The sequence below is a fragment of the Streptomyces endocoffeicus genome, from assembly GCF_016741935.1.
Taxonomy (GTDB): domain Bacteria; phylum Actinomycetota; class Actinomycetes; order Streptomycetales; family Streptomycetaceae; genus Streptomyces; species Streptomyces endocoffeicus.
Genome location: NZ_JAERRG010000007.1, coordinates 233,505 through 257,623, shown reverse-complemented (window position 1 = coordinate 257,623; position 24,119 = coordinate 233,505). Strand labels below are relative to the sequence as shown.

Below are 24,119 nucleotides of genomic sequence, written 5' to 3'. Positions count from 1 at the left end.
GTCGCCCTCGGGCCGGTCGCCCTCGGCCAGTCAGGCGAGCCGCGGCGCGCGGAAGGTCACGGCGGCGACGGCCCGGACGTCAGACGTCCTCGTCCGCGAGCAGCTCGCTCGCGTCCACGATCCGGTACGCGTACCCCTGCTCGGCCAGGAACCGCTGGCGGTGCGCCGCGAAGTCCTGGTCGATCGTGTCGCGCGCGACCACCGAGTAGAAGACCGCCGGGTGGCCGTCGGCCTTCGGGCGCAGCACCCGGCCGAGCCGCTGGGCCTCCTCCTGGCGCGATCCGAACGTGCCGGAGACCTGGATGGCGACCGTGGCCTCGGGGAGGTCGATGGAGAAGTTGGCGACCTTCGAGACGACGAGCACCGACAGCTCGCCCTGCCGGAAGGCGTCGAAGAGCTTCTCCCGCTGGGCGTTGGTGGTCTCGCCCTTGATGACGGGCGCGTCCAGGTGCTCGCCCAGCTCGTCGAGCTGGTCGATGTACTGCCCGATGACCAGCGTCTGCTGCCCCTTGTGCCGGGCGACCAGCGCCTCGGTGATCCGCCGCTTGGAGTCGGTCGTGGCGCAGTAGCGGTACTTCTCGTCGGTCTCGGCGGTCGCGTACGTCAGGCGCTCGGCCTCGGTCAGATTGACCCGGACCTCGACACAGTCGGCGGGCGCGATGTAGCCCTGCGCCTCGATCTCCTTCCAGGGGGCGTCGAAGCGCTTCGGTCCGATGAGCGAGAAGACATCGGACTCCCGGCCGTCCTCCCGGACGAGCGTCGCCGTGAGCCCGAGCCGCCGCCGCGCCTGCAGATCGGCGGTGAACTTGAAGACGGGCGCCGGCAGCAGATGCACCTCGTCGTAGACGATCAGGCCCCAGTCGCGGGAGTCGAACAGCTCGAGGTGCGGGTAGATGCCCTTCCGCTTGGTGGTGAGCACCTGGTACGTGGCGATCGTGATCGGGCGGATCTCCTTCCGCGTACCGCTGTACTCACCGATCTCCTCCTCGGTGAGCGAGGTGCGGCGCACCAGCTCGTGCTTCCACTGGCGGGCGGAGACGGTGTTGGTGACCAGGATCAGCGTGGTCGACTTGGCGGTGGCCATCGCACCCGCCCCGACCAGCGTCTTTCCGGCGCCGCAGGGCAGCACGACGACGCCCGAGCCGCCGTGCCAGAAGCCCTCCACGGCCTGCGTCTGATACGGCCGCAGCGCCCAGCCGTCCTCGCGCAGCTCGATGGGGTGCGCCTCGCCGTCCACATAGCCGGCCAGGTCCTCGGCGGGCCAGCCCAGCTTCAGCAGAGTCTGCTTGATCTGGCCGCGCTCGGAGGGGTGGACGACGACCGTCTCCGGGTCGATCCGGGCGCCGACCAGCGGCTGGATCTTCTTCGACCGCAGGATCTCCTCGAGGATCGGGCGGTCGCTGGTCTCCAGGACCAGCCCGTGGGTGGGGTGCTTGAGCAGCCGCAGCCGCCCGTAGCGGGCCATGGTCTCCGCGACGTCCACGAGGAGGGCGTGCGGGACGGGGTAGCGGGAGTACGCCACGAGGGCGTCCACGACCTGCTCGGCGTCGTGCCCGGCGGCGCGGGCGTTCCACAGCCCGAGCGGGGTCACCCGGTAGGTGTGGATGTGCTCGGGCGCTCGCTCCAGCTCGGCGAAGGGCGCGATGGCGCGGCGGCAGGCGCCCGCCTGCTCGTGATCCACCTCGAGCAGGAGCGTCTTGTCGCTTTGGACGATGAGGGGTCCATTCACGCGCCTGGGTCCTTTCGTACAGCCGGCCAAAGAACCAGTGTCCCCCATCGAGAAGGCGTGGCGGAGAGCCACAGGGATACTCCGGGCGGCTACGGGCAAGCGGCGAAGACGGATATGGATCGACGGGGCCACGACAACAGCCCGAACTACATGGGCGGGAGGGAGTCCCTGTGATCAGCATCGCTGGATGGGAGATCCGGCGGACGGCGGACAAGCGGACGACGGTGAAGCGGACGGCGGGAAAGCCGACGGCGGAGAAGAGGTCGGGGGAGAGGCAGTCCGCGGAGAAGAAGCCGCAGGCGGGTTCCCGGACGGCGGAGGGCCAGAAGAAGGCGAGCGGACAGGGCCAGAAGAAGGCGCCGGGCGGTCAGAAGAAGGCGCCCGCGACCGGGAAGATGCAGAGCGCGAAGTCGCCGACGGCGAAGGCCCGGGTTGCGAAGTCGCCGGCCGTGAAGGGCCAGCCCGCGAAGGCGCAGTCCGCGAAGGCCCAGCCCACGAAGACGCAGCCCGCGAAGGGCCAGTCCACCACGGGCCGGACCACCGAGACCCCCGAGCCCCAGGGCGCCCCGGAGAAGGCGCTGCTGCAGCGCACCTCGTTCGGCGCGCGCTTCGCGCGGGTGATGGTGCTGCTCCTGGCGTTCGTCTGCATGGTCGGCTTCGCGGCGGCGCTCGCCAAGGCCACGCTCGTGCCCTCGCCCGCCTCCGTCGACCTCGTCCACACCAATCTGCATCCGGGACGCTCGCTGCGCGCCTACGTCGACCAGCCCGCCTTCCAGGACACGGTGAAGCAGATCGGCGGCAATGTGCTGCTCGGCGCGCCCTTCGGGGTGCTGCTGCCGATGCTGGTGCCCAAGGCGCGGGGCGCGGTGCGGGTGGTCGTGGTGACGGCTTTGGTGATGGTGGCCGTCGAAACCGTTCAGGGGCTCATCGTCGAGGGCCGGGCCTTCGACATCGACGACGTCATCCTCAACACGTCGGGCGCGCTGCTCGGCTATGTCGTGGTCGGCCGTTGGCTCGGCCACGCCCTGCACCCGCGCCGCCGCCACTGGTGGCACCGATGGACCCGGCGAGAGACCGAGACACCGCCCGCGGCGTGAGCTGTCCCTGCGTGTCGCAGCCCCACCCCGCCCCTGGACCGGAGCGCCCTCCGGGCGGACGGCCCTCCCGGCGTGTTACGTGGCGTCCTCGGCCAGTTCGGCGGCGCCCGTGATGCGGTGGAGGGGGTACGTACGGACCTCGTCGGCCGTGTGGTCGTACGCCGTGACGAAGCCGCCCTCGACCCGGACCGGGGCGATCACACGCTGGGTGGCCGCGCCGTTCGCGTTGACGTAGCCGATCCAGACGTTGGAGCCGGTCAGGGCGGCGGCCTGCATGGTGGCGAGGGTGTCGGCGGAGGTGGTGCGGGGCAGCCGGTCGCCACCGGCGGCGGACCCGGAACCGACCCCGGCCCCGGACCTGGATCCGGAACCGGACCTGGATCCGGCCCCGGCCCCTGCCCGTGAGCCGGTGGCGGTCTCCGACCTTGCCTCGGCCGCGACCACCGGTTTGTGGGGCGCGGTCGCGGCGAGGTCCCCGGCACGGATGGCGCGCACCGCCGCGCCCAGCAGGGTGGCGTCGGGTACCGGCGGGCCCTCAGGGACCGGGACGGGCGGCCTACGGGGCGGGGTGCGCTGGGCTTCGGCGCGGCTGACCAGCACATCGCCCTCGGCGGACTCGGCCGCCGGGGCGTATCCCATGGCCCGCAGCCCCTCCAGCAGGGTGTCCGGCGGCGCCTGGGCGGCCAGCACGGTGGGGGCGAGGCGGCGCAGCCGCAGCCCCGCCGAACGGCGGTCGGCGAGGATCTCGGCGAGCAGCGCGTCGTCGTCGCAGCGCAGATACGCGGAGGCGGCGCCGATGCGCAGTCGGCCGTGCTTACGGGCCACGTCGTCCACGAGGTAGGCGAGCGGCTGGGGCACCGGGGTGCGGGAGTGCGCGGCGAGGAAGGTGTGCACATCGTCGGCGGTCCGCCCGGCGTCGAGTGCGCGCCGTACGGACTCGGGCGTGAAGCGGTAGACGGTCGCGCCGCCCTTGGACTCGACATCGGCGAGGATGCCCAGCGTCTCGGCGAGCGGCCGTTCCAGCGGGCCGGGCGCGACGGCGGTCAGGTCGGCCTGGAGCAGGACGTGGTCGAGGGGCTCGGGAAGCAGCGGCGCGAGCAGCCGCGCGGCCTGCGCGGACGCGAGGTCGCTTTCGGCGGCCGTCGGCTCGTCCGGGTGGCGTTCCAGCAGGGCGCGGCCGTGGGCGGAGAGCGCGCCCCGGCCGGTGACCCCGATCATTTCGGCCTCGGCGACGGCCCAGCGGGCCAGCCGCGAGCGCAGGTCCTCACCGGTGGGGAAGCCGCCGGTGGGCGGGGCGCCGGTGGGCGAGGCGGCGGTGGAGGCGGTTCCGGGGACGGCCGCGGAAGACCAGGTGGCGGCGAACGATGTGGCTCCGGCGGCGGACGATGCGGCCCCGGGGGTGGACGATGCGGCCCCGGGGGCGGACCCGGAAGGCGTGGCCGCACCGGGGGCGGCCGCGGTGGGGGCCGGGGCCCCGCGGTGGCCGGTCGGCCGCTCCCACCGCAGCCGGGCCAGCAGGACATCGGGGGCGGCCGCGGCACCGTGCGGGAGGGTGGCCAGGAGTTCCAGGACCCGGCGGCGGACCTCGGGGGCCGGGGAACGGTCCAGTTCCGGGCCGAGCGCGGCGAGGGTGCGACCCCTGCTGTCCCGGCCACCGACCAGGCCCGACGTACGGGTCGCGGGCAGCCAGGCGGCGGCGAGCCGGGCCCAGCGCTCCTCGGCGGGCAGCCGCAGCCAGTCGTCGTAGGCGGGGGTGGGGGCGTAGCGCTCGTCGGTCTCGCCGTCGGAGGCCACCAGCCCGGCCGCGTACGCCAGCTCGATCCAGAAGGCGGCCACCGGTTCTGACACGTCGAGTGCCACGGCGGTCCGCTTGAGGTCGCGGACGCTCAGCCCGCCCGCGCGCAGGACGGGCGGCCCGGCGGTCTCCCACTGCCCCAGGAGCTCTTCGACGGTGGCCAGGGCGGTGAAGGTCTGGCCCGCCGCGGTGTTGTCCACAACCTGTGGATCGTGCTCGGTGGTGGGCGAGAGCGACGGAGCGAACGGCTCGGGGGTGCGGTGCGCGCGGCCGTGGCGCAGATGCAGGGCGACCTCGCGGGGCAGTACGACATTGCGCGGGCCGGACGGCAGCAGCAGCCCGTGGTCCAGCAGCCAGCCGATGGGCGGGGTGGGCGAGGCGACGGACGCCTCCCCGTACGGCGGCCCCCAGGTCAGCTTGGCCAGCACGCCCGCCGCTCCCGCCGGCGCCCCGTCGAGCAGCGCCGCCATCCGGGCGCGGTCCCGGAACAGCTCGGCCAGGGCCGCCGCCGCCGTGACGGGATCGTGGGTCGGCGACTGCCCGGCCGCCGCCAGCAGCTCCTGAAGCCGCCCCGGCGACATCCCGGACGTGGCCTCCTGCACGGTCGGGCCGAGCCCGGTCGGGGAGGGCGAGGTGGGCGAGGGCGCGAGTAGCTCCCGAGCGGTCCGGACGAGCCGAAACCGATCGTCCCCACCCCAGATCAGGGCCTGCTCGCGCAGCGTGGCGACGGCCCGCGGCAACTCGGCGACGATCGCGGCGCGTTCCTCGGCGGGCAAGGGCGCGCCGATGCTCGCGGGGGTCCCGGCGCCTCCGGGGCCACCGGGTTCCTCCGGGCTTCGGGAGTCCCCGCTGCCTCCGCTGACCCCGGCCTCCTCCGGCTCCGGGCCCTCGTCGCCGGTCAGCAGGTCCCGCAGGGTCTCGTACGAGCACGGGTCGGGCGCGACGGCCAGGGCCTCGGCGGTCTGTTGCGCGAATCGGTCGAGACGCTCCACGGCTCGTACCACCGAGGCGCGGGTGCCCGCGCGGGTGGCGAGCTGGGTGAGGTCGTTCGGGACCGGGGAGAGCAGATCGGGGCGGGCGCGCAGCAGGGCGGCGAGGGCGTCGTCGGGCCGGGTGCGCAGCTCATCGGCGAGGGTGCGCGGCACCCCGCGGCCACGGTCGCCGTGGCCGCCGTCTCGTGGGCCGCCGCCCGGGGGGACGCGATCCTGCGGACCGCTGCCCCCGTGGCCGGTGTCTGCGGGCAACTCATGCCTCCCGGTTGCGCGAGCTGGTCTCTTCGGGCATGTCAGCCCTCTCGATTCCATGAACTGCTCATTCGATCCACAGTACCCGCGGGGTGCGGGACGGAGGGGGTGCGGCGGGATTCCGGTTCCGCGCGGTACCGTCGGAGCCGACTGATACGCCGACGGTGCGCATTCTCAGGGGTCTTGGTGGGGATCGAGAGCGAAAAGCTCGTCTACGACTATCTGAGCCGTGTCGGTGACCTGGCTCAGCAGCAAGGTCTGTCGTCCGGTGAACGTATGCGGCTGGTCTCCGGGCTTCGTGCCGATATCGACCATCGACGGGCCACTGCCACCGGAGGGGCGGACAGCCCGGCCGGGGTGAAGCGGATCCTGTCCAAGCTGGGCTCACCGGCCGATGTGGTGGCCGCCGCGGGCGGCCGGGTCCCCGACCCGGGGTCGGGGGGAATGGGCGGTGACCCCAGTACGGAGGGCAGCGGTGCGGGTGGCGGTGTGGCGCCGCGAGGGGCCGCCGGGGCGGCGCGGGCGGCCCGGGAGAAGCTGGCCGGGCTCGCCAAGAGCAGCGGTCTCACCGGTAAGGTGCCCGCTCCGCGCGAGGAGGACGCCCCGGGGGTGCCCGGCACCGGCCGGAACGGGGACGGCCGGAACAGGGACGGCCGCGCCAACCGCACCCCGGGCGACGGCACCCCCTCCCTGATCAAGCCGAGGCCCGCCACCCCCGCCACGCCCCCGTCCAACGCCGCCTCGCCGCCGCATCTCGCGGGCGAGGACGAACTGGGCCCCGGCGAGTCCGACATGGACTGGTGGCACGTCGAGCCGGGCCCGTTCGCCCAGCCCGAGCAGCGCGACGCGCAGTACGGCGCGGTCGAGGGGTTCACCGGCGGGATCGAGATCCCCGAACTGCTCGGTAAGGGCAAGTCGGCCGAGCAGGAGCGCCAGGAGCGGCGGGAGGCCGAGGAGAAGGCGGCGGCGGAGAAGGAGGCCGCCGAGGCCGAGGCCGCCGCGGAGGCGGAGGCGAAGGCCGAGGCCAAGAAGGCGGAGGCCGGAGGCAAGCCGCGTAGCGGGCTGCGCCGCGTACTGCTCGGGCCCGGTCAGGCGGGTAAGGCGGGTAAGGCGGCCGGTCAGCCCGCGGGCGGGGGCGGCGTCCCCAAATGGGTGTCCGGGCTCGGCCCGGTGCTGCTGGTGGCGGTCGGACTCCTCGTGGCGGGCGCCGCCCTGGGCAACATCATCCCGATCGCGTTCGGCTGGGTGATCGCGTACTACAGCACCTACCGCCGCTCCCCGGCCGAGGCGAGGTGGGCCGCCCTGGGCATGCCCGGCCTGGTCGCGGCCGGGGCCGCGATCTGGCTGTACGGCCGAGCCGACCACAAGTGGGGCAAGGCGATCCCCGAACACGGCTGGAAGGACGCCCTGACCGAGACCTGGCCCTTCGTCGTCCGGGGCGCGGCCATCGCCTCGGTGCTGTTCCTCCTCTGGCGCGCGAGCCGCAAGCGCTGACGCCGGGCGCCGGCCCTGGTCCCGCTCAGCCGTGGTCGGCCGCTCGCGCTCAGTCTTGCTCGGCCCTCGCGCTCAGCCTTGCTCGGCCCGCGCGGTCAGTCTTGCTCGGCGGCCTGCCAAGGCGTGCCCGGGACGACCAGGGGGCTGCCGGTCACCGGGTCCGGGACGACCACCGAGTCGAGGCCGAAGACCTCGTGCACCAGCTCCGCCGTGACGATGCCCTCCGGGCGGCCGCGTGCCACGATGCTGCCGCCCTTCATCGCGATCAGATGGTCGGCGTAGCGGGCGGCCTGGTTGAGGTCGTGCAGGACCGCGACGACCGTACGGCCGCGTTCGTGGTTGAGCTGGCGCACCAGGTCCAGCACCTCCACCTGGTGGGAGATGTCCAGGTACGTCGTCGGCTCGTCCAGCAGCAGCAGATCGGTCTCCTGCGCGAGCGCCATCGCGATCCATACGCGTTGCCGCTGCCCTCCCGACAGCTCGTCCACCGGGCGGTCGGCGAGCGCCGTCACGTCCGTGCGCTCCATGGCGTCCGTGACGGCCCGTTCGTCCTCCTCCGACCACTGCTGCCACCACCGCTGATGCGGCTGGCGGCCACGGGAGACGAGATCGGCGACGGTGATCGCCTCGGGCGCGACCGGGGTCTGCGGAAGCAGCCCCACGGACTGGGCGATCTTCTTCGTCGGGATGCGCGCGAGATCCGTGCCGTCGAGGAGCACGGCGCCGCCGCGTGGCCGCAACAGCCGCCCGAGGGCGCGCAGCAGGGTGGACTTGCCGCAGGCGTTGGGGCCGACGATGACCGTGACCTCGCCATCGGGTATCTCCAGGTCCAGCCCGTCCACGACGGTGCGGTCCTCGTAGGCGAGGGTCAGCGCGCGTGCGCTGAGCCGGTTCGGCTGGTTCGGCCGATTCGGCTGGTTCGGCCGGTTCACGGAAGCGGCTTCCGCCGGACCGGTTTCCGCCGGACTCGCCGGATCGGCTTCCGGGCTCGTTCCCGTTGTGGACGCCGAAGCGGTCATGCGGCGGTGCCTCCCTTACGGCCGCGTCCCCCGGAAGACAGCAGCAGATGGATCAGATACGGGGCGCCGACGGCGGCCGTCAGCACACCCACCGGCAGTTCGGTCGGCGCGAACAGCTTGCGGGCCAGCAGATCGGCGGTGACGACGATGAACGCTCCGGTCAGGGCCGAGCACAGCAGCGGGATCTGGGCGGTCCGGGTCATCCGGCGGGCGATCTGCGGGGCGAGCAGCGCCACGAAGTCCACCGGGCCTGCCGCGCCCGTCGCCATCGACGCGAGGACGACGCCGAGGGCCACCAGGCCCAGCCGCACCCGTCCGAGCCGTACGCCCAGCGCGGTCGCCGTGTCGTCGTCCATGGACACCGTGCGCTGCGCCCGCGCCGCCCACAGCACACCGGGCAGCAGCACCAGCAGCGCCCAGCCGAGCGGAGCGGCCTCGCCCCAGCCGCGTCCGTTGAGCGAACCGGTCATCCACACCTTCGCCTGCTGGGCCACGAGATAGTCGCCCTTGGTCAGGAAGAGATGGGTGATCGAGCGCAGCGCGACCGCGAAGCCGATGCCGATGAGCACGAAGCGGGCCGCCTGGAGCCCGCCGCGCCAGGCGAAGACGTACACCAGCGCGGCGGCGGCGAGACCGCCCGCGACGGAGAGGTACGGCAGGACGGTGTAGGAGCTGACCCCGTAGGTCATCGCGCCCACGGTCACCGCGCTCGCGCCCTGGCTGACGCCGATGATGTCGGGGCTGGCGAGGGGGTTGCGGGCCACCGTCTGGATCAGCGCGCCCGCGATGCCGAAGGCGGCGCCGACCATCAGGCCGAGCGTCATCCGGGGCAGCCGCAGCGTGCCGACGACGAGGTCGTTCGGGGTGGCCCGGCCGAGGCCCCACTGGGTGTGGAGGACGGCCTTCACGGCGTCGCCGGGGGCGATGAAGCTCTCGCCGACGCACAGATACGTCACGCAGACGGCGGCGGTGGCCAGAGCGAGCCCGATCGCGACGAGGGCCGAGCGGCGGTGCAGCAGGAACGATCCGCCACGTCCGCCGCCTCCGCCATGTCCGCCGCCTCCGCCACGTCCGCCGTGCCCCTTGCTCTTGACGCGGATCAGCCCGTACCCGGCCGGGCGGACCCCCGTGCGGACCGTACGGCTGTCAGTACGGCTCTCCGTCGCGCTCACGCGGCCACCGCCTTCCGGCGCACCAGCGTCACCAGGAAGGGCACCCCGATCAGCGCGGTCATCACGCCCGCCGGGACCTCACTGGGCGGGAAGACGACCCGGCCGACCACATCCGAGACCAGCAGCATCACCGGGCCGATCAGGGCGGCCATCGGCAGCACCCAGCGGTGGTCGGTGCCGACGATCGCGCGGGCGATATGGGGGACCGCGAGGCCGATGAAGGCGAGCGGGCCGGCGGCGGCGACCCCGACGCCGGTGAGGATCGTGGCGCCGAGGGCGGCGACGATCCGTACGACCGCCACGTTCTGGCCGAGCCCCTTCGCGACGTCCTCGCCGAGCGCCAGTGCGTCGAGACCGCGTGCCACCGCGATCACCAGCACCGTGCCGACCAGCAGGAACGGCCAGATCTGGCCGACGATCCCGGTGTCCCGCCCGGCGAGCGAGCCGATCTGCCAGAAGCGGAACTCATCCAGGGCCGCCGCCTTCGTCGTCAGCACGCCCGTCGTCACGGACACCAGCAGGGCGTTGATCGCGGCGCCGGAGAGCGCGAGCTTGACCGGGGTCGCGCCGCCCCGCCCGCTGGTGGCGATGGCGTAGACGGCGACCGACGCCAGCCCCGCGCCCGCGAAGGCGAACCAGACAAAGCCGCTGAGCGTATGCACTCCGGCGAAGGCGATCGCGAGCACCACGCCCACCGAGGCGCCTTGGCTGATGCCGAGGATGCCGGGGTCGGCGATCGGGTTACGGGTGACGCCCTGCATCACGGTGCCCGCCATCGCGAGCGCCGCGCCGACCATCAGCCCGATGAGGGTCCGCGGCAGCCGCAGGGACCGCACGATGTCGGCGGCGTCGCTGGAACCGCCGTGCAGCAGCGCGTCCAGGACCGCGCTCGGCGCGATCTGGCGGCTGCCCACGGCGAGGCTCAGCAGAACGGCGAGCAGCAGGGCGACGACGGCCACGGCCGTCCAGCCGAGGCGGCGCCGGACCAGGGAGGCGCGGACCGGGGAGGCGGGGACCGGGGAGTTGGGGGCCGGAGAGGCGCGGACCGGGGAGGCGCGGACCAGGGGGGCTCTGGGAGGGCGGTTGCTGGTCCGGTCGGCGGTCATCGCGTCCGTTCGCTCGTCGGCTACGAAGTTAGGCGAGGCTAAGTGTATGGGGTGGGCCGAGGCACAATGGCGGGCATGGCTTCGCACTCCGCTCTCACCGTCGGCTTCGACCTCGACATGACCCTCATCGACTCCCGGCCGGGCATCAAGGCGGCGTACGAGGCGCTCTCGGCCCGGACCGGCACCTACATCGACTCCGACCTCGCCATCACCCGGCTCGGCCCGCCGCTGGAGCAGGAGCTGGTGCAGTGGTTCCCCGATGAGCGCGTCGAGGAGATGGGCGAGCTCTACCGCGAGATCTACCCGGAGTACGCGATCGCGCCCACCCCGGCCATGAAGGGGGCGCGGGAGGCGATCGAGACCGTGCGGCGGGCGGGCGGCCGGGCCATCGTCGTCACCGCGAAGCACGAGCCCAACGCCAAGCTGCACCTGAGCCACCTGGGCATCGAGGCGGACGCGGTCATCGGCTGGCTGTGGGCCGAGGCCAAGGCGGAGGCGCTGCGGGAGTACGGGGCGACGGTGTACGTCGGGGACCACACGGGTGACGTACGGGGCGCCCGTACGGCCGGTGCGCTCTCCGTGGCGGTCGCCACCGGGCCCTGCGCGGCGGACGAGCTGCTCACGGCCGGCGCGGATGTCGTGCTGGACGATCTGACGGCGTTCCCGGTCTGGCTGTCGGGCTACATAGGCGATCGCACGGCGGGCTGACCTGCCCAGTTCACGAGCTCACCGGCTCATGAACTCACCGGCTCGGCCCATCAGCTCACAAACTCACAAACTCACCAGCCCATGAGCCCACCAGCCCATGAGCCCAGCCGGTTCACCTGATGCACCTGGTTCGCCTGATGCGGCCGGTTCACCCGGACGGCGGTACGGGGGGCGGTGACACCCGGGCGGCGGCCGCGGCCTCCCGCCGCTGTGCCGCGATGGAGCGCAGCAGCCCGACGGCGGCGAGCGCGAAGCCGACGCCCATCAGCATGCAGACGAAGTACGCCACCGAGGGCAGTGGATCCGCGCCCAGGAAGAGCGGCGCGACGGTGACGAGCGTGGCCACCGCTCCGATGGCGAAGACGATGACGCCGGACCGGATGAGCCGGTCGCCGGGAAGGGGCGCCTCTCGAGGGTGGCTGGGGGAGCCGCCGCGGTGCGGGGTTTCATTACTCACCGGACCAGGGTAGATCCGTGCCAGAGCGCGCATAGGAACCACCCGGGTACGTCTTGTCACCAGGCTCGGGACCATTAGCCTTGGTGGTGGCGGGTCTTACGACCCGCTGTAGTGCTATCGAGAGCTGTTTTTCCGTGTTTTCCGACGAGCGACGAGGACGAGACAGACGTGCCTACCGGCAAGGTCAAGTGGTTCAACAGTGAGAAGGGCTTTGGCTTTCTCTCCCGCGATGACGGTGGCGACGTCTTCGTTCACTCGTCGGTGCTTCCGGAAGGCGTCGACTCACTGAAGCCGGGGCAGCGCGTGGAATTCGGCGTAGTGGCCGGAAATCGCGGGGATCAGGCATTGTCCGTCACCGTTCTCGATCCGACTCCCTCCGTGGCGGCCGCCCAGCGCCGCAAGCCGGACGAGTTGGCGTCCATCGTCCAGGACCTGACCACCCTGCTGGAGAATGTGACGCAGCAGCTGGAGCGCGGCCGCTATCCGGACAAGGCACACGGCCACAAAATCGCGGGCATGCTGCGGGCGGTGGCCGACCAGCTCGACGTCTGACCTGAGTCCGGGCTGAGTCCGGGCCGTGTCTGGTCCGAGTTCGGCCTGAGCGGCCCGGCGCGCATCGGCACATACGACATTCCGTCATACGACATTCCGCCAGCGGAGCCGGATGGGTATCCATCCGGCTCCGCTTGGTGTGTGACCGTTTGCCGAAGCGTCGGACCACTTGCCGAAGGGCCAGACCGTTTGCCGAAGTGTCAGACCGCGTCCAGCGCCCCGGGGCCGAGGGGCGGTACCAGCCCCTCGGCCGCCGCGCGGGTCAGCAGCCCGCGGACCGCGGCGTAGCCGCTCTCGCCGAGGTCGGCGGTGAACTCGTTGACGTACAACCCGATGTGCTGATCGGCGACGGCCGGGTCCATCTCCTGGGCGTGGTCCAGGACATACGTCCGCGACGCCTCCGGGTCGTCCCAGGCCATCCGTACCGACGTCCGGGCGGCGTCGGCGAGCTCCCGCAGCCGATCGGCGCCCAGTGAGCGCTTGGCGATGATCGCGCCGAGCGGGATCGGGAGTCCGGTGGTCTGCTCCCAGTGCTCGCCCATGTCAGCCAGGCAGTGCAGTCCGTAATTCTGATAGGTGAACCGGGCCTCGTGGATGACGAGCCCGGCGTCGACCTCGCCGTCCCGCACCGCGGGCATGATCGCGTGGAACGGCAGCACCTTGATCTCGCCGACCCCACCCGGCACCTCGGCGGCGGCCCACAGCCGGAAGAGCAGATACGCGGTCGAACGCTCGCTCGGCACCGCGACCGTCTTCCCCGCCAGGTCCTTCCCGGTGAGCTGCTGCCCCTCGCCGGGCCGCCGGGTGAGCACCAGCGGACCGCAGCCGCGGCCGAGCGCGCCGCCGCAGGGCAGCAGCGCGTAGTCGTCCAGCACCCACGGCAGTACGGCGTACGACACCTTCAGTACGTCGAACTCACCGCGCTCGGCCATCCCGTTGGTGATGTCGATGTCCGCGAAGGTGACATCGAGCGCGGGCGCGTCGGGGACGCGGCCGTGGGCCCAGGCGTGGAAGACGAACGTGTCGTTGGGGCAGGGGGAGTAGGCGATCTTCAAAGGCTCAGTCAGGGGATCGCTCAGGGGATCGCTCAGGGGCTCAGTCACTGCCGGGTTCCTTCCGGGTCAAAGGTCCAGGTGCCGAGGAGGGGGGCGATGGTCGCGAAGGCGCCGGTGAGCGCCTCGAGCGCCTCCCCGATCCGCCAGGCCGCGCGGTCGCGGGGTCCGACGGCGTTGGAGACTGTCCGTACTTCCAGAGCGGGCACGGACTGCGCCGCGGCGGCCTCAGCGACGCCGAAGCCCTCCATGGCCTCGGCGACGGCGCGCGGATGGCGGCGCAGCAGCTCGGCGGCCCGTTCGGCGCTCCCGGTCACGGTCGACACGGTGAGCACAGTGCCGCGCACGGCGTCCGTCGCCTCGGCGACGGCGGCGACGAGCGGGGCGGGCGGGAGGTGCTCGACGGTTCCGAAGCCCAGGTCGGTGACGGCGGCGAAGCCGTCGGGGGTCTCGGCGCCCAGGTCGGCGGCGACGATGGCGTCGGCGACGACGACGGAGCCGAGGCGCGCGGCGGCGGGCGGCGCGGCGGCGGGTCCCGCGGTGGAGGGCGCTGTGGTGGCGGGCCCTGCGGCGACGGACCCCGCGGCTACGGGGCGCGCGGTGGCGGGCCCCGCGATGGTGAAGCCGCCGCCGATACCGGCCGAGACGGCGAGGTCGTAGGGGGTGCGGGCGACCGCGGCCGCGGTCAGGGCGGCGGCGGTTCCGGCCGCCGCGGCCGCCGGGCCGACTCCGGCGGCCAGGACGTCCACGGTGAGCGGCGGCCCGGTGGGCGGCGCCGGGCTCAGCCGGTGGAGCACCCCGCCGGGGACGGGGAGCTCGGCCGGCTCGGGGGCCGTGGCGCCGACGCCCCGTACGACGGCGTCCCGCTCGGCGGGTACGGCCGTGACGATCAGTACGCGCATGGGTGACTCCCCCTTGTCACACACAACCCTGTCACGGCGGCGCGGCGGTGACCCGGTAGGACCAGGCCCCGTCAAGCGTCCCGTCAGGAGTCCCGTTCCAGCGTGAAGCGCCAGATGCCCTTGACGCCCTGGCTGCTCTTGCCGAGCTCGGCAACCGTGATCGTGACCTTCTTCTCGAGCGTGGTCTGGCCGGTCTGCGGGTTCTGCCGGGCGAAGAGCGTTTCGCTGTCGAAGCTGCGGTACGTCTCCTTGCTCGCCTCGGCCATGACCGGGTTGTTGGCGATCAGGCCCCAGCTGGACTTGGCGATCTCGGGGTCCACCCCGATCCGCACCTTGTCCCCAGGGGTCACCCTGATCGTCTTCTCGGGCTTGGCGGACAGGCAGTCCTTGAACTTCTTCGAGCTCAGGTCCTTGCCGTCGCCGTAGCAGCCGTTGCTCGCCTCGGCCGTCACGGTGTTCGAACCGACCGTCACCGTTGCCAGCGGGGTCGGCTTGTCGCAGGCGGAGAGGGCGACGAGCCCGAGGGACACAGCACAGGCGGCGGTGACGGCGCGGCGGCCCTTGCCCCTGGAAAACAGCGCAGCGGTCATGCGGGCAGGCTATCTGGCCCCACCGATCGCCTCACGCGCGGGTAGGACTCCGCAGGCCTCAATTATTTCCTGCCCAAAACTACCGGACCGCCGTGCGCGCAGGTACGACTCGCCGATGGCGGTCCCCGCCGGGCTCGGGCGCGGCTCGGGACTCACGCAACCCGCGGATACGGCGCCCCCTGCCGGGAGGCGCTCAGCAGTCCGCGGACGCTCAGCGCCGTGCCCAGCGCGATCACCGCCGCGGCGACCGCCATCCCCAGCACCCCGTGGAGGGGCAGCACGATGCCGATGGCGCCGCCGACGACCCACGCCATCTGGAGCGTCGTCTCGGAGCGCGAGAACGCCGAGGTGCGGACGTCCTCCGGGACGTCACGCTGGATCAGCGCGTCCAGCGACAGCTTGCCCAGCGCCTGGGAGATCCCGGCGGTGGCGGCCACGGCGGCCACAGTCACCGCGCCGTAGAGGGCCGCCGACACGATGAGCACGCCCAGGGCGGAGCTCAGCACCACCGCGATGATGAGCTCCGGGCCGCGCGCCCGCAGCCAGGCGCCGATCGCGGTGCCCAGCGCGTTGCCGCCGCCCGCGCAGACCGCGGCCAGGCCGAGCGAGATCTCGGGGCCGAGCCCGGCCAGCGGCTGGTCGCGGAGGAGGAAGGCGAGGAAGAGGGTGAGGAACCCGGACAGGGTCTTCAGCGCGGCGCACGCCTGGAGGGCGTGCAGCACGGAGGGGCCGACCGTACTGAGGCCGGGCCGCCGGGACCGGCGCCGCCAGAAGGCGATCCGTGAGAAGGCGGTCCGGGAGAACGCGGTCCGGGAGAAGGCGGTCCTGTCCCCGCCGACCGCCGGGGCGGTCCTGGCCCCGCCGACCCTGGCCTTGGGTTTGCGCACCGTGACCGGCAGATGCAGATGGCGCTGTCCCGAGGTCAGCTGCGCCCTGGCCTCGCCCTTCGAGGAGTCCACCTTGTGCGGCAGGGTGAACGACAGGAATCCGCCCAGCAGGAAGATCGCGGACGCCCCGTACAGCGGCCAGCTCGGCCCGATCTGATGCAGCCCGGCCCCCAGCGGGGCCGCCGCGCCGGTGGCGAGCAGCCCGGCAAGGGTGACCCGTGAATTGGCCTTGACCAGGGAGAAGTGGGGTGGGAGCAGCCGTGGCACGACGGCGGAACGGACGACTCCGTACGCCTTGGACGCCACCAGCACGCCCAGCGCCGCCGGATACAGCTCGAGCCCGCCGCCCGCCACCGCGCCCGCCATCGTCAGCGCGAGCACCACGCGGGTCAGCATCGCGCCCGCCATCGCCGCGCGGCGGCCGTGCGGAATGCGGTCCAGGAACGGGCCGATGACGGGGGCGAGCAGCGCGAACGGCGCCATGGTGATGACCAGGTAGAGCGCGACCCGGCCGCGGGCTTCGTCGGTCGGGACCGAGAAGAAGATCGTGGAGGCGAGGGCGACGGTGATCAGCATGTCGCCCGCGGAGTTCACCGCGTGCAGTTCGATCAGCTTGCCGAGCCCCGACTCGCCGGCGCCGTGGGCGTGAGTGGCCCGGCGGATGCCCCGCCCGGCCGCGGTGAAAGGGAGGCGGAGCGCGAAGGGGAGACGGAGGGCGTGGACGACCCAGCGGCCCGACCTCCCGGTCGAGCCGCCGCTGTACCACCGCGTTCCTGCCACCTGACCATGGTGCAGCCAACGCGGCCGAAGCGTCAGACCTTCGACGGCTTTCCGGATGGCGGCGCCGTCGGCAGAGATCGGCAACACCCCGCTGTCCAGCGGAAATGCGCTTTCGCGGGGGCGGGAGGGGAGGGGGCGTACGGCGCCGCGGCCGGAGGTGGGGATGAGACGGGGGTAGGGCCGGTGCGGCCGGACAAGGTAGCGTGCGTAACCGCGCCACCGAGGGTCGTTCCTGGCCGTGTGCCGAGTAGCCATCCCGCAGAATGGGACGTACAAGGTGCGCCCGAAGGCCGGATGGGCGCGGACGTCGACGCGGCCCCATGGTCCGCTCCGTCCGTGGTCCCGCGACGGCCGTACGGCTGGCGCACCAGGTCAGACGGCTGCGACGGCGTGGAAGAGAGAATCGATCCTGTGAGTGCGATGCGAAGCCGTACCCCCGACCGCCTGTGCGCCGAGGCGGTCGAACTCGCCCGCGAGGCGGCCACGGAAGCCGCCCATCCGGGGCAGGTGGGCGAGTATCTGGGCGCTGTCGCCGAGGGCGACCGCGTGGTCACGCATCTCTTCGAGAGCCCCGAGCCGGGCTATCGCGGCTGGCGCTGGGCGGTCACGGTGACCCGCGCCTCCCGCGCGAAGGCCGTCACCCTGGACGAGACGGTACTGCTCCCCGGCCCCGACGCGCTGCTCGCGCCGGAGTGGGTGCCCTGGAGCGAGCGGCTGCGCCCCGGCGACATGGGGCCGGGCGATCTGCTCCCCACCGAGGCCGAGGACCTGCGCCTGGAACCCGGCTACTCCGGCGAGGACGCCCCGCCGCCCAACTCCGCGGTCTCGGAGGAGATGCAGCAGCTCGCGGCGGTGGAGGAGGCCGATGTGACGGCCGGCGCCCCCGCGGCGCAGACCGCCGCGCCCGCGACCGGCTCCATCGCGGCCATCGCCGAGGAACTGGGCATGCGGCGCGCCCGGGTGCTGTCCCGCTACGGTCTCCACGACGCGGCCGACCGCTGGGACGAGGCGTACGGCCCCAAGACCCCCATGGCCCAGGCGGCCCCCGGCACCTGCGCGAGCTGCGGCTTCCTGGTGGCCCTCGGCGGCTCGCTGGGACAGGCGTTCGGGGTCTGCGCGAACGAGTTCAGCCCGGCGGACGGCCGCGTCGTCTCCCTCTCCTACGGCTGCGGCGCCCACTCCGAGGCCGCCGTCATGCCCAAGCCCCCCCGCCCGGCCCCACCCGTAGTCGACGAAACCGTCGTCGAACCCCTCCCCCTCCACCCGGACCGCACGAGCGGCTCCGTCGAGCCGGACACGCCCCCGGAGGAACTGGGCCACAGCTGAGAGAAGGCGCGGGGCCCGCCCCGCACCGGCCCTGGCCAGGTCACTGGGGAGCGGCGGTCCCGGGCCGCCCGTCCGGTCCACCGTCGCCGCGACGGCGGCCGTGGACTCCCGTCCCGGCGGGAGCGCGCACATCCCGGCTCATCGCGGCGTCAGCGCCCCCGATCGCCCGCGGTTGCCGCCCCCGCCGGGTGGGCCGCTGCCCACCGCCGTCGTCCCGGTTACGCCGCCTCTCAGGCTCGTCTGGGCGACGTGTGGGCAGGGTGGCCGGGCCGGTGGCCGGGCCCCGCGTGCCTTGGCGGGGTCTCGCGTCGCCCTGGCGGCGGCTTCGAGCGATGCGGACCAGCCGAGCCCTGCCCGGACGCGCCCTGCCCGGACGCGCTCTGTCCGGACGCGCGCGGCGCCGCGCCGTATCACTTCGGCCCGTCCGCTGCGTTGTCGTCAGGTCTCAACGGTGAGTTCGGCTGCCCCGGTTCGGCCCTGCCGGGCGGCGGCCAGGGGCATGCCAGGGGCTCCGCCCCGCACCCCGGGGTCTGGGGCGGAGCCCCAGTTGCGGGAAGGGGCGGGGAGGGGAAAGCAGCCCGCCGCAGGCATCACGAGCCGTCGGACATCCACCGGGGCAAGCGGTCACGCCCGGGGTAAGCGGTCACGCCCGGGGTAAGCGGTCACGACGGCACCGGGGCGCCCGCCGCAGCGGGGCCCCGGCGGTGGTGGAGGGTGCGCCTCCGCTTGGGCGCACGAGGCAGGGACCCGGCGGGAGGGGCCCGAGGGCCCCAAGGTCTCGAGGGGCCAAGGTCCCGAGGGGGCCAAGGTGAGGGGGAGAATCCGGTTGTGTGGGGCCCGGGGCGTCGTTTGAGGGCGGATAGCGGTACGTTCGCGGCTAGCAAGGGCGGCACGCTTGGGAACGGCGAGCGCGGTAAGGCGATCCGCACCGCGGGGGACTCGGCGGTGTGGCGCCGTGGCGCAGGACGGACCCCGACCAGGAACTTCCGGAGGCGAGACGTGAGCAGCACGGCGATGGTGCGAGGCGCGACCGAGGACGCGGACCCGTTCGGGACCGCGCGGCTGCGGCGCGGCGTGCTGGACGCCTGGGCCGCGTCGCCCGCCCGGTTCCGGGAGGACGCCAACGCCGAGGAGGACCTGGCGCTGGGCGGCCACCGGGACCGGCTGGTCGTCGAGATGGCTCAGAACGCGGCGGACGCCGCCGCCCGCGCCGGGGTGTCGGGGCGGCTGCGGCTGACCCTGCGGCCGGCCACCGACGGCGAGCCCGCCGTGCTGGCCGTCGCCAACACCGGGGCGCCGCTGGACGCGGCCGGGGTCGAGTCGCTGTCCACTCTGCGGGCGTCGGCCAAGCGGGACGAGCCGGAGAGCGCGGTCGGGCGGTTCGGCGTCGGCTTCGCGGCGGTGCTCGCGGTGAGTGACGAGCCCGCGGTCGTGGGCCGCACCGGCGGGGTGCGCTGGTCGCTGGCCGAGGCGCGGGAGCTGACCCAGCGGGCCACCGCCGCCGGCCCCGGCCTCGCCGAGGAGCTGCGCCGCCGCGACGGCCACGTACCGCTGCTGCGGCTGCCGCTGCCCGCCGAGGGGAGTGCCCCGGAGGGCTACGACACCGTCGTGGTGCTGCCGCTGCGCGACGGCGCCGCGCTGGACGTGGTGGAGCGGCTGCTGGCCGGGATCGACGACGCGCTGCTGCTGACCCTCCCCGGTCTGGCCGAGGTCGTGGTCGAGACCGTCGAGGGCACCCGGACGCTGCGCCGCCGCCAGGACGGCCCGTACACCGTCGTCGAGGACAGCGGCGCGCGCGGTACGACGCGCTGGCGCACCGAGAGCGCCGGCGGGCGGCTGGAGCCGGAGCTGCTCGCCGACCGCCCGGTGGAGGAGCGACTGCGCCCGGTGTGGTCGGTGACCTGGGCGGTTCCGGTGGACGCGGAGGGCGCGCCGACGCGGCGCGCGACCGCCCCGGTGGTCCACGCCCCGACGCCGACCGACGAGCCGTTGGGCATGCCCGCGCTGCTGATCGCGTCCTTCCCGCTGGAGCCCACCCGGCGCCACACCGCCCCCGGGCCGCTCACGGACTTCCTGCTGGACCGCGCGGCCGAGGCGTACGCGACGCTGCTGCGCGACTGGCATCCGGTCTCGGTCGGCTCGATCGACTTGGTCCCGGGCCAGCTGGGCCGGGGCGAGCTGGATGGGGAGCTGCGCCAGCGGGTGCTGGAGAGGCTGCCGAGGGTGCCGTTCCTGCCCAGCGCCGCCGCACCGGCGGTGGGCGTGGGCACGGAGGATGCGGCCGTGGCCGTGGCCGAGGCCGCGGCGGGCTGGCTCGGCTCGCCGGAGGCGCTCGGCCCGGACGCCGCCCAGGGCGGCCCCGTCGCGGGGGAGCCGGCTGCCGCCCCGCCCGCGCCCGCCCCGGCCGACTGGGACGACGATGTGCTGGCGCGCGGCGGCGCCGAGGGTGAGCCGTACGCGCTGCGGCCCCGGGACGCCGAGATCGTCGAGGGCGCGGGCGCGGAGACGGTGGAGGTGCTGGCCGAGCTGTTCCCGACGCTGCTGCCCGCGGGTCTCGAGCGCCGCTCGGAGCTGCGGGTGCTGGGCGTGGCCCGGGTGCCGCTGGGCGAGCTCATCGACCGGCTCGCGGGGGTGGAGCGCGCCCCGGCGTGGTGGCGGCGGCTGTACGACTCGCTGGGCGGCATCGACCCGGACCGGCTCAGCGGGCTGCCGGTGCCGCTGGCGGACGGCCGGACGACGATCGGGCCCCGGCAGGTGCTGCTGCCGCTGCCGGGCGAGGCCGACGGCGACCTGGACGGCCTGCACAGCGTGGACGGCCTGCACAGCCTGGACAGCATCGGAACCGCCGAGTCCGCCGGAATCACCGGTTCCGTCTTCACTACCGGGCCTACCGAGTCCGCCGGACCGGCCGAGTCCGCCGGGATCGCCGCCCCCGCCGGAACCGTCGGGTCCGCCGTGCCCGCGCGGACCCCCGACCGCGGCGCCGCGGTCAGCGATACGCATCGCACCCTCGCCCGCCTCGGCCTGAAAGTTGCACATCCGGACGCCGCCCATCCGCTGCTGGAAAAGCTCGGCGCGACCCCCGCCACGCCCCGCGCCGTGCTGACGACCCCGCAGGTTCGGACCGCCGTCGCGCATTCGCTGGAGGCGGAGGACGAGTACGACCCGTTCGCGGAGGAGGGCGAGGGCGGCCTGGGCGCGGCGCTGGACGCCGACACGCTGGCCGACACCGTCCTCGGCCTGGTCCAGCAGGCCCGGCTGGCGCCCGGCGACGAGCCGTGGCTGGCCGCGCTCGCGCTGCCGGACGAGGACGGGGAGCTGGCCCCGGCCGGTGAGCTGGTCCTGCCCGGCAGCGCCTTCGAACAGGTGATGCGGGAGGGCGAACTGGCCGCCTGCGACACCGAGCTGGCCGAACGCTGGGGTGAGCAGCCGCTCGCCGCGGTCGGTGTGCTGGCGGGCTTCACGCTGGCCAGGGCCACCGATGTGGTGCTGGACCCGGATGAACTGGAGCCGCGCGAGGGCGACTTCACCGAACCGGACGACGTCGGCGTGCTGGACGCCGTCGACGTGTGGTGCGAGGACGTGCTGGACCGGCTGCCGGAGACGCCGGTGCCGCCGGTGGCCACCGAGATCGTGGCCGTACGCGACCTGGACCTGGTCGACGACGACGCCTGGCCGCGGGCGCTCGCCATGCTCGCCGAGCCGCCGCTGCGCGACGCGCTGACCGCGCCGGTGCGGGTGCTGCTGCCGGACGGCACGACGGAGATCGTGCGCTCGTACACCGCGTGGTGGCTGCGCGGCCATCCGGTGCTGGACGGCCGCCGCCCCGCCGGGCTGCGCGCGGCCGGGGGCGATCCGCTGCTGGCCGGGCTGTACGAGGCGGTGGACGCCGCCGGGTTCGAGGACGAGCAGGTGCTGCGGGCGCTGGGCGTACGGACCTCCGTCGCCGCGCTGCTGGACGAGCCGGGCGGCGCCGCCGAGCTGCTGGCGCGCCTCGCCGACCCGGACCGCGAGGTGACCCCCGCCCAGCTGCACGCCATCTACGGGCAGCTGGCCGACCTGGAGCCCGAGCAGGTGACCCTGCCGGACGAGCTGCGCGCCATCGTGGACGGTGAGCCGACCGTGGTCGAGGCGGGCGAGGCGCTGGTCGCGGACGCCCCCGACCTGATGCCGCTGGCCGAGGCGGACGGCCGGGCGCTGCTGCCCGTACGGCCGACGCGGGCGGCGGAGCTGGCCGAGCTGTTCCAGGTGCGGCGGCTGAGCGAGGCGTACCCGGCGCGGGTGATCTCACAGGGCGATCCGCACGAGGTGCCCGAGGCGGTCCGCGAACTCCTCCCGGGCGCCCCGCTGTCGTACATCGAGCACGAGGAACTGCTGATCGAGGGCGAGGGCGAGGGCTCGGAGGACGAGGGGTCGGGCTCGGGCGCCGGTGAGATCGAGCTGGACTGGCGGTATGTGGACGGCACGCTGCACGCCTCGACGGTCGAGGGCGTCGCGGCCGGTCTGTCCTGGGCCGCCGGGCACTGGGCGCGCCGGTTCGAGGTGGCGGCCCTGCTGGAGGATCTGACCCGTACGGAGGAGCTGGCGCGGGCCCGCTGGTTCGACTGACGGGTGCGTGCGTACGGGGTGTGCGTGGGCCTTGCCCCGGGGCAAGGCCCGTTCGCTTGCCCTTGGGCAGGGCCCGTTCCCGGGTCAGGGCTTGCGTGCCACGCCCGCGAAGATCCACAACTCCTTGGCCTCCGCCTCGGCCCTGGCCTGCTCGCTCTCGGGCTTCCAGCGGTGCGGCATCACCACGCCCGGATCGACCAGCTCCAGCCCGTCGAAGAACGGAAGGATCTCTTCCTGAGTGCGGCCCTGCACATGGATGCCGCTGCTGCGGTAGAGGTTGGTGACCGCGTCCGAGACCCCGGGGCGGGGGTCGAGCGCGCCGTGCGAGAGCACGAGATAGCTGCCCGGGGCCAAGGGCTCGACCAGTTGGCGCACGATCTCGTACGGCTTCTGCTCATCCGCGATGAAGTGCATGATCGCATTTAGCGACAGGGCGACCGGCTGGGACAGATCGAGGGTGTCGTTCAGATCCTCGGCGGCCAGGATCCCCTCCGGATCGCTGACGTCCGCGTGGATGTAGGCGGTGCGGCCCTCGGGCGTGGAGAGCAACAGGGCCTGCGCGTAGGCCAGCACTATCGGGTCGTTGTCCGCGTAGACGACCCGGGAGTCCGGGGCGGCCTTCTGGGCGACCTGGTGGAGGTTGGGCTCGGTGGGGATGCCGGTGCCGATGTCCAGGAACTGACGTATGCCCGCCACGTCCGCGAGCCAGCGGGTCGCGCGGTGCATGAATGACCGGTTGGCACGCGTCCACGGCTTGACTTCGGGCCAGACGGCCTCGACCTGTTCGGCGGCGTGGGTGTCGACCGCGTAGTGGGTCTTGCCGCCCAGGAAGTAGTCGTACATGCGAGCCGAGTGCGGCTTGCTGGTGTCGATCTCATCGGCACGAAAGCGGTTACCGGTCATATCCCTCACATTACTGGTGAGTTGACGACCGCAAGACGGTAGTTCCCGAACAAAGTGCCCGTCGTGAGGCTTCCGCAACATTGTGAACAGCCGGTGAAGATCGTACAGTTGGCCTATCCGGCCCCGCCCGCGCGTCCCCGCGGCGGGGCCGCCATCTTTCTGCGCGCATCGCGGACGGGTGAGCGGGTGCGCCATGAGGAGGGGAGCGCGCCCGCGCGCCAGGCCAGGGCGCCGGGCCGCCGCCGGGAACGGCGGACGGCCCGGCGCCGCGCCGTCGCGGAGTGCGCCAGGCGTTCCGCGCGTCAGCAGTGCAGCGCGTCAGCCGTTCTGTGCGTCGGCTGTGCTGTGCGTCAGCCGTTCTGTGCGTCGGCCGTCTGCGCGTCGCCGTTCCGCGAGTCGCGGTGGATCGCCGCCTCCCGGGCCCGTACGTACCAGATGCCGAGCAGTCCGAGGCCGCCGCCGGCCAGGCAGGTCCACAGCCACCACAGATGTCCGTGCTCGTGGAACCAGCCGTAGAAGGGCAGCTGGGCGAGGAAGAGGACGAACCACACGATCGTGCCGCCGGTGATGGTGGCCACGACATTGCCCTCAAGGGGCTCCGGCGCCTCGTGCTTGGGGGTCCACTTCGTCATGGCCACAGCTTAAGGGGGCCAGTCATGGGCCCGACCGGGGCCGTGCCGACCTCGCCGGGATCTCGC

18 protein-coding genes are annotated in these 24,119 nt (G+C 73.7%); 6 read left to right on the top strand and 12 right to left on the bottom strand.

The genetic code is table 11. The features are described 5' to 3' along the window. Positions 1-79: 79 nt before the first annotated feature. On the bottom strand, positions 80-1,729 hold the full coding sequence (locus JK364_RS19715; RefSeq protein ID WP_201852424.1) for a DNA repair helicase XPB: 1,650 nt from the start codon (positions 1,727-1,729) through the stop codon (positions 80-82). 170 nt (positions 1,730-1,899) lie between these two features. Here JK364_RS19715 and JK364_RS58045 point away from each other — a divergent pair, with 170 nt between their 5' ends. Continuing rightward, a complete protein-coding gene (locus JK364_RS58045) occupies positions 1,900-2,826 on the top strand; it encodes a VanZ family protein (protein ID WP_372461963.1) in 927 nt (308 codons plus the stop codon). 75 nt (positions 2,827-2,901) lie between these two features. Here JK364_RS58045 and JK364_RS19705 read toward each other — a convergent pair whose 3' ends face one another. Next, positions 2,902-5,766 (bottom strand): helicase C-terminal domain-containing protein, encoded by a 2,865-nt coding sequence (locus JK364_RS19705; protein ID WP_372461968.1) that lies wholly within the window; start codon positions 5,764-5,766, stop codon positions 2,902-2,904. Positions 5,767-6,051: 285 nt separating this feature from the next. Between JK364_RS19705 and JK364_RS19700 the strand changes: the two genes are divergently transcribed. After that, positions 6,052-7,359, top strand: coding sequence for a hypothetical protein (locus JK364_RS19700; RefSeq protein WP_201852422.1), 1,308 nt, complete (start codon positions 6,052-6,054; stop codon positions 7,357-7,359). Positions 7,360-7,454: 95 nt separating this feature from the next. On the opposite strand, the gene JK364_RS19695 is transcribed toward JK364_RS19700, so the two are convergent. The 3 genes from JK364_RS19695 to JK364_RS19685 are packed head-to-tail and all read right to left on the bottom strand — an operon-like array spanning position 7,455 to position 10,656. Then, the gene (locus JK364_RS19695; protein WP_230992200.1) at positions 7,455-8,378 is read right to left on the bottom strand and encodes an ABC transporter ATP-binding protein; all 924 of its coding nucleotides are present in this window, start codon (positions 8,376-8,378) and stop codon (positions 7,455-7,457) included. Next, entirely contained in the window at positions 8,375-9,550 is a 1,176-nt protein-coding gene (locus JK364_RS19690; RefSeq protein ID WP_201852420.1) for a FecCD family ABC transporter permease, read from the bottom strand. The genes JK364_RS19695 and JK364_RS19690 overlap by 4 nt, the downstream gene beginning before the upstream one ends. Then, the gene (locus JK364_RS19685) at positions 9,547-10,656 is read right to left on the bottom strand and encodes a FecCD family ABC transporter permease (protein ID WP_230992199.1); all 1,110 of its coding nucleotides are present in this window, start codon (positions 10,654-10,656) and stop codon (positions 9,547-9,549) included. Before JK364_RS19685 ends, JK364_RS19690 begins: the two co-directional genes overlap by 4 nt. 66 nt (positions 10,657-10,722) lie before the next feature. Between JK364_RS19685 and JK364_RS19680 the strand changes: the two genes are divergently transcribed. Continuing rightward, positions 10,723-11,364 carry an HAD family hydrolase gene (locus JK364_RS19680; RefSeq protein ID WP_372461962.1) on the top strand — a complete coding sequence of 214 codons (642 nt, stop codon included), beginning with the start codon at positions 10,723-10,725 and terminating at the stop codon, positions 11,362-11,364. 148 nt (positions 11,365-11,512) lie between these two features. Here JK364_RS19680 and JK364_RS19675 read toward each other — a convergent pair whose 3' ends face one another. Continuing rightward, on the bottom strand, positions 11,513-11,821 hold the full coding sequence (locus JK364_RS19675) for a hypothetical protein (protein ID WP_307841330.1): 309 nt from the start codon (positions 11,819-11,821) through the stop codon (positions 11,513-11,515). A 168-nt stretch (positions 11,822-11,989) separates the two neighbouring features. On the opposite strand from JK364_RS19675, the gene JK364_RS57565 reads away from it, so the two are divergent. Further along, positions 11,990-12,373: a cold-shock protein gene (locus tag JK364_RS57565; RefSeq protein ID WP_014177506.1), complete on the top strand. Its 384-nt coding sequence runs from the start codon at positions 11,990-11,992 to the stop codon at positions 12,371-12,373. Positions 12,374-12,573: 200 nt separating this feature from the next. On the opposite strand, the gene JK364_RS19665 is transcribed toward JK364_RS57565, so the two are convergent. From JK364_RS19665 to JK364_RS19650, 4 genes are all read right to left on the bottom strand, one after another. Then, complete coding sequence (locus JK364_RS19665; RefSeq protein WP_201852585.1) at positions 12,574-13,440, bottom strand: 1,4-dihydroxy-6-naphtoate synthase; 867 nt, start codon at positions 13,438-13,440, stop codon at positions 12,574-12,576. A 32-nt stretch (positions 13,441-13,472) separates the two neighbouring features. After that, positions 13,473-14,327 carry a futalosine hydrolase gene (gene mqnB / locus JK364_RS19660; RefSeq protein WP_201852418.1) on the bottom strand — a complete coding sequence of 285 codons (855 nt, stop codon included), beginning with the start codon at positions 14,325-14,327 and terminating at the stop codon, positions 13,473-13,475. 83 nt (positions 14,328-14,410) lie between these two features. Further along, positions 14,411-14,917, bottom strand: a complete 507-nt coding sequence (locus JK364_RS19655; protein WP_201852417.1) for a hypothetical protein — start codon at positions 14,915-14,917, stop codon at positions 14,411-14,413. Positions 14,918-15,069: 152 nt separating this feature from the next. Continuing rightward, positions 15,070-16,584 (bottom strand): MFS transporter, encoded by a 1,515-nt coding sequence (locus JK364_RS19650; RefSeq protein ID WP_201852416.1) that lies wholly within the window; start codon positions 16,582-16,584, stop codon positions 15,070-15,072. A 420-nt stretch (positions 16,585-17,004) separates the two neighbouring features. On the opposite strand from JK364_RS19650, the gene JK364_RS19645 reads away from it, so the two are divergent. Together JK364_RS19645 and JK364_RS19640 are read left to right on the top strand one after the other, a co-directional pair. After that, positions 17,005-17,910 (top strand): DUF3027 domain-containing protein, encoded by a 906-nt coding sequence (locus tag JK364_RS19645; protein ID WP_201852584.1) that lies wholly within the window; start codon positions 17,005-17,007, stop codon positions 17,908-17,910. A gap of 1,014 nt (positions 17,911-18,924) precedes the next feature. Beyond that, positions 18,925-22,518 carry a sacsin N-terminal ATP-binding-like domain-containing protein gene (locus JK364_RS19640; RefSeq protein ID WP_230992248.1) on the top strand — a complete coding sequence of 1,198 codons (3,594 nt, stop codon included), beginning with the start codon at positions 18,925-18,927 and terminating at the stop codon, positions 22,516-22,518. Between the two features lie 84 nt (positions 22,519-22,602). Here JK364_RS19640 and JK364_RS19635 read toward each other — a convergent pair whose 3' ends face one another. After that, the gene (locus JK364_RS19635; protein WP_201852414.1) at positions 22,603-23,421 is read right to left on the bottom strand and encodes an SAM-dependent methyltransferase; all 819 of its coding nucleotides are present in this window, start codon (positions 23,419-23,421) and stop codon (positions 22,603-22,605) included. 350 nt (positions 23,422-23,771) lie between these two features. Further along, positions 23,772-24,053 (bottom strand): DUF2530 domain-containing protein, encoded by a 282-nt coding sequence (locus JK364_RS19630; protein WP_201852413.1) that lies wholly within the window; start codon positions 24,051-24,053, stop codon positions 23,772-23,774. Between the last annotated feature and the right edge of the window lie 66 nt (positions 24,054-24,119).